Genomic DNA, 6,527 nt, shown 5'->3' on the forward strand with positions numbered 1-6,527 from the left:
ATATAATTATTATAAGTATAATTTTTGTATAATACAAAAAAATCCTAATAATTGGAATTTCATATTTTTATTTTTTTATAAGTTGTGTGTTAATGGTCAATAGCTAAAAACCGATAGTTGAAGGTTAGAATTGTCTATTACTTCCTACTATTATATTTAATTTATCATCAGCAATAGTTATCTCTACTGGAGTATTTATTATTTGATTATTATCTATTATAAGTGGAGTAGATTCACCCTTTGAATTAATAAGTAATCTATCAGTTGTAAATAAACTATGTTTTAAATTTTTTTTCATAAACCCCCCGCAGTTTTCTATAAATATTTCTAATATTCCATCTGTTGGGTTTGATTGTTTTAATTCTTGGTTTGTGTCAAAACTTAAATTTTTTATTATTATTTTATTTTTTGGGAGAGCTTTTATTGTAAAACTGTCTATTTTCATTTCAATATTATCTGAGTTTTCTATTATGATAGAATTTAGGAAGTATTTTTTGTTTATTTTTCCTATATCAAGTTTTTTTATTATTCTTCCGCTTAATATATTGCAAGCAAGTTCCCCATAAGGTATGCCAAGTATTTGTGCAAATTTACTTCCCTTATCTATTGGTATGTATGCGATAGTGATTTTTTGGTCAATTATATTTTCTAGTATAGAGCTAAGGGTTGAGTCATTTCCAACAACCACAACTGTATGAGCTCCTTTTTCTATTTCTTCATTTATGAATTGTTTTATATTTTTTAGTATATTTAGTTTGAGTATTTTCCCCTTTATATCAAGATCAATAATTCTGCTTTCTATTTTATCAAGTAGTTTTCGGTATTTGTTTTCTTTTAGACAAGAATCGTATATGTATATATACATGGTTTTTAAATAAATAGTTTAAATAACTTATAGTATAATTATTCTGAAATTTCTTCTTTTTCTAATTTTTGTTTTCTATTTATTCTTTCCATATTTGTGTCTGGATTTATACTTAGTTTTCCATTTATTCTACATCCAGACTCCATTGCAATGGATTTTGCCTCTATATCGCCTTTTATTTCCGCTGTCTTTGCTACATCAAGAGATTCATCTACCTTGATGTTGCCGGTTAATTTTCCAGATATAAACGCACTTCCAGCACGAAGATCGGCATTTATTTCAGATTTGTCGCCTACTAGAACGTGTCCATCTGTTGTAAGATTGCCATTTAACTTGCCTTCTATTACTACATTTCCATGTCCATTAAATTCACCTTCTACAACAACAGATTCACCTATTACAGTTTCTGTATTTTTTATATTTTGAATACCTTCTTTTTTAAACATAAGATATTTATTAATTTTTAATTTAGAAGCTTTTGATAGCTTAATAGTATGATAATTTTAGTTTTTTATGAAGAATAAGTCAATGTTTCTATTTTTACTAAAAGTTAAGGCTCTTTCAGAGAAAGAGCCTTTTGTATTGTGACTAATTTTTATATTTGAGGAACATCCAAAATATCCTCAATATTTGGTCCAGTTTTTACTCTGGTTATTGGAATATCAAGACAGCTTTGAATTTTTTTTATAAATTTTTGGGCTAGCTTTGGTAAGTCGTCCCAATTATTTATTCCAGTTATATCTGTGTCATCAAATTCAAAGTCCTCGTATATTGTTTCTACTTTGGAAAGAATATCTGGAATAACACTAGGCGCTGTTTCAAAACGTTCTCCGTCCACAATGTAATGTGTGCAGATTTTGATTCTACCCATTTTGTAGAGTGTGTCAAAGCACGTCATTGTAATTTCATCTATACCAGATATTGTAATGGCATACTTTATGAGTGGAATGTCAGTCCAACCGCATCTTCTTGGTCTACCGGTAGTAGCTCCAAATTCTTTACCTATCGTTCTAAGGAGTTCTTCTATTTCACCACCTATTTCAGTTGGGAATGGTCCACCGCCAACTCTTGTTGTATAAGCTTTCATTACGCCGATAACATATATGTCTTTGGTGCTTATGCCACAACTTGGACCTATTATTCCGGGATGAATTGGAAAACTTGTCACATATGGATAGGTTCCGTTTAACGGATCAAGAAGAAGTCCTTGTGCTCCTTCAAAAAGTATGGTTTTACCTTGTTTTTGAAGTTCAGAAACATATGTGTTTGGAATTATATATTGTCTTACCTCTTCTGCTTGCGACTTCATTTTATTGAATACTGTTTCTGGATCCACTTCTTTTGCGCCCAAGGATATAAGAATGGGATTTATGCTTTTTGCAAGATCATAAATCTTTTCTTTTAAGACTTTGGTGTTACATAGATCCTGTATTATGAGAGCATTTCGAAAAGCTCTGTTTGCGTAGGCATATCCTATTCCGTTTTTAGTTGTACCTATTTTTTTTCCGCTATTTTCAGATTCATTTTCTTTTGCAATGTCGAGAGCAATTTCGAAATCTGTCACTAATGTGGCTGTATTATAAATATGAAGCCTCCCCTTTAGATAAATGTCCAAGTTTTCTAGGGCGTTTATCTCATTAATGAGGCTATCTAGATTTATAACGCAACCTCCAGCTATTATACAAATTTTGTCTGGGTAAAGTGCTCCACACGGTATAATGTGAAGAACATATTTGCGATTATTAGCATAAATAGTATGTCCGGCATTTGACCCACCCTGAAAACGAATGACAACATCATATGGAATAGCATCTGTATAAGATATGATTCCCTTACCATTATCTCCCCATATGAAATCAATTATTGCAAGTTGTTTGTATTTCATGGTTTCCTCCATATTTTGTTTATATTTTAATTATTTTTTAGAACAACCTTATAAAAATTAGCATTAAGTTATTTATTTGTCAAAAAACACTCCGTCGAGCGAAGTGTTTTTGTATTTGAGATTTATAATATTTTATAAAAAAATCATTACAAATAATAGTGAAACTATTGAGACAAGTTTTATGAGAATATTTAGAGATGGACCTGCGGTATCTTTAAATGGATCTCCCACGGTATCTCCCATGATAGCAGCTTTGTGAGCAAAACTTCCTTTACCTCCAAAGTTTCCCGCTTCTATATATTTTTTTGCATTATCCCATGCACCACCAGAATTTGACATAAATATCGCCATTAGAAAGCCACATACAGTAGAACCAGCAATTAAGCCACCAAGAGACTGCACTCCTAAAGTAAATCCAACTATAAAAGGAATTATAATAGCAAGTACTGATGGTAATATCATTTCTTTAAGGGCGGAATCTGTAGATATTGCTATACATTTGTCATAATCTGCTTTTATGGTGCCCTCTATAATTCCAGGCATTTCTTTGAATTGTCTTCTAATTTCTTCAACCATTTTGAATGCAGCACGACCAACGGCACTTATTGTAAGTGATGAAAATACAAAAGGTAAAAGTGCACCTATAAATAATCCAACTATAATATTTGGCTCGGTTATATTTATTACTGTATCAAATCCCTTTTGCCCTATTATTTGAGTGAAACTTGAAAATAAAGCAAGAGCAGTGAGTCCAGCAGATCCTATGGCAAAACCTTTTCCAACTGCTGCGGTAACATTTCCTACAGCATCTAGACTTTCTGCTTTTTCTCTCACATCTTCTCCCATATGTGCCATTTGTGCTATACCGGCAGCATTGTCAGCTACCGGTCCATATGAATCTGTTGCAAGTGTTATACCAAGGGTTGATAACATACCAACAGCTGCTATTGCTATACCATAAAGACCCATTAATTTGTATGTAGAAATTATTGTAATTGATATTATAATTACAGGAGCTATTGTTGAAAGCATTCCAACGGATAATCCGTGAATAATATTTGTAGCCACACCAGTTTTTGATGACTCTGCTATACTTCTTACTGGTAATCTTTTGTCGGATGTAAAATATTCTGTTGAAAGTCCAATTAGTACCCCACTTATTAGTCCAATAACTGTTGAATAGAATATTCTAATATCATTTCCAGTTCCAGTTATTAAGAAATATGACAATATGATCATTATTATTCCAGATCCAAATACTCCATTGTTAAGAGCGGACTGTATATTTTTTTTATTGTTTGTTCTTACGAGAAATGTTCCTAAAATAGATGATATTATTCCAATTCCCGCTAAAAGTAGTGGTAAAGTGATTCCGTATGTGGTTCTTATTGTAGTTGCTCCTATTATTATTGCAGCTATTATAGATTGGACGTAGGATTCAAAAAGATCTGCTCCCATACCAGCTACATCTCCTACATTATCTCCTACATTATCGGCTATTGTAGCGGGATTTCTTATATCATCTTCTGGAATTCCTTCTTCTACTTTTCCTACTAAGTCGGCTCCAACATCAGCGGCTTTTGTGTATATTCCACCACCAACTCTTGCAAAAAGTGCTACAAAAGAAGCACCAAATCCAAAGCAAAATAATATGTTTGAGGACATTTCATTTATCACACTTCCCTCTATTAGAAATATTGAAGTAATGCCTAAAAGTCCAAAACCAACTACACTAAGACCCATAACAGATCCAGATGAAAATGCTATTTTTAGAGCATGACCTATATTTGTCTGGCAAGCAACTGCTGTTCTTGAGTTTGCTTTTGTTGCTATTCTCATTCCTATATTTCCAGCTAAAGCAGAAGTAAAAGATCCAATTATAAATGCAAGTCCAACCTGCCATTTATTCATTCCTATGCTAAGTAATATTGCTATAATAATAATAAATACTATTAGTACTTTATATTCTTTTTTTAAAAACGTCATTGAACCATGATATATAGCTTGTGCTATTTCTTTTACATTTTCATTTCCCTGATCTTTTTTTATTATTATGTAGCTTGTTATTAGGGTATAAATTATTGCCACAAAGGCTGTTGATAATGCAAAAATCAATGATAAGGTCATAATTTTTGATATTATTAATTTTTATATATTTTTATTCTTCTGTTTCACTTACCTCTTCCTCTGGTTTTTCCGATTTATTTTCTTTTATTTTAGGTTCTTCTTTTGTAAAATCTTCAGTTCCCTCAATATCTATTTTCCACCCGGTAAGTTTACTTGCTAATTTTACATTTTGTCCATCCCTACCTATTGCAAGTGACAATTGATCTTCTTCAACTTTTACTATAGCACTTTGTTCTTCTTTATTAAGTTCTAAATTTATTATTTTTGCCGGAGATAATGCATTTTTTATAAATGTTGATGGATCTTTGCTCCATTCTATAATATCTATTTTTTCTCCACCGAGTTCGTTTATAATTGTTTGTACTCTTGATCCTTTTTGTCCAACACATGAACCTATTGGATCTATATTTGTTTGATTACTTGATACAGCAATTTTTGTTCTTGATCCAGCATCTCTAGCAATGGATTCAATTTGCACTATTCCATTTGCTATTTCTGGTACTTCAAGTGTAAATATTTTGTTTATTACTTCTGGGTGTGCACGAGACACTACTATTTTTGGACCCTTGTTTGTTTCTTCTACTTTTAATATTAGAACTCTAAGTCGTGATCCTGGCATATAATTATCAGTCCTTACTTGTTCCTCTGGTGGTATCACGCCAAGGACTTTGTTTAAATCTACTACAACGTTTGAGCCTTCCCTTCTTTGTATTATGGTATTTACTACCTCACCTTCCCTTCCCTTGAATTCATTAAATATGGTTGTTCTTTCTGCTTCTCTTATTCTTTGAATTATTACTTGTTTTGCTGTTTGTGCAGCTATTCTACCAAAATCCGTAGGTGTTTCTAGGGTTATTTTTATTTCATCATCTATTTTTGCTTTTTTTTGTATTGTTTTTGCCTCACTTATCATTATTTCTGTCTTTGGATTGAATCTATGAAAATCTTCTGGCATTGGCTCATCTTCGCCGATTTTTTCTCTTATTTCGAGATATTCTTCCGCTTCTTTTTCTAAGTCTTTATCTTCTACAACAGTTTTTATATCATATACGCTAATATCTCCTGTGTTTATGTCAAAACTAATTTTTACGTTTTGATTTTTATTTCCAAAATCTTTTCTATAGGCGGCTGCAAGAGCAGCTTCTATACTTTCTAGTACAGATTCTATGGATATGTTTTTTTCATCACATATATTCTGGATTGCTTGTTTTATCTCTTCTATGTTACTAAACATATTTTTATTTTTTAATTATTTTTTAAAAAAACTAGTATAATAAATCATACTAGTACATATAAATAATACCCTTATTTTTATACATAGTCAATCATTAAATCAATAACCCCTATATTACTGCACCCAAGAAAATTATTAGAAAGAACTGCTCTAGCAACTTATCTAGGATAAAAGCCTGAGCATATCTTTCAATAATTTTCATGCTTGTCGTGGATGCAGAAATATAGGGATTATTTGTCAAAAATTGATTAACATATAACTATAGCATATACACAGAAAATGTCAATAGCTTGTACAGTTAACACTAATAGGTAACACTTGGTATACTTAGGGGTAACACTGTTAACTAATAAACAAATATATGCCTTTAAAACCAAGTTATCCAAAAGAAAAGCGAGTTTTATGGTATTTAGGAG

General features: G+C 31.4%; 5 protein-coding genes. All 5 read right to left on the reverse strand.

The features are described 5' to 3' along the window. Window positions 1-124 precede the first annotated feature (124 nt). Window positions 125-865: a diacylglycerol kinase family protein gene (locus PHZ07_04825; protein ID MDD3284890.1), complete on the reverse strand. Its 741-nt coding sequence runs from the start codon at window positions 863-865 to the stop codon at window positions 125-127. Between the two features lie 38 nt (window positions 866-903). Next, a complete protein-coding gene (locus tag PHZ07_04830) occupies window positions 904-1,311 on the reverse strand; it encodes a polymer-forming cytoskeletal protein (GenBank protein MDD3284891.1) in 408 nt (135 codons plus the stop codon). Between the two features lie 149 nt (window positions 1,312-1,460). Beyond that, window positions 1,461-2,750, reverse strand: coding sequence for an adenylosuccinate synthase (locus PHZ07_04835; protein MDD3284892.1), 1,290 nt, complete (start codon window positions 2,748-2,750; stop codon window positions 1,461-1,463). Between the two features lie 132 nt (window positions 2,751-2,882). After that, entirely contained in the window at window positions 2,883-4,877 is a 1,995-nt protein-coding gene (locus tag PHZ07_04840; GenBank protein ID MDD3284893.1) for a sodium-translocating pyrophosphatase, read from the reverse strand. A 31-nt stretch (window positions 4,878-4,908) separates the two neighbouring features. Then, complete coding sequence (gene nusA / locus PHZ07_04845) at window positions 4,909-6,111, reverse strand: transcription termination factor NusA (protein ID MDD3284894.1); 1,203 nt, start codon at window positions 6,109-6,111, stop codon at window positions 4,909-4,911. Between the last annotated feature and the right edge of the window lie 416 nt (window positions 6,112-6,527).

The organism is Patescibacteria group bacterium (genome assembly GCA_028692545.1).
Lineage (GTDB): Bacteria > Patescibacteriota > Patescibacteriia > UBA1558 > S5-K13 > STD2-204.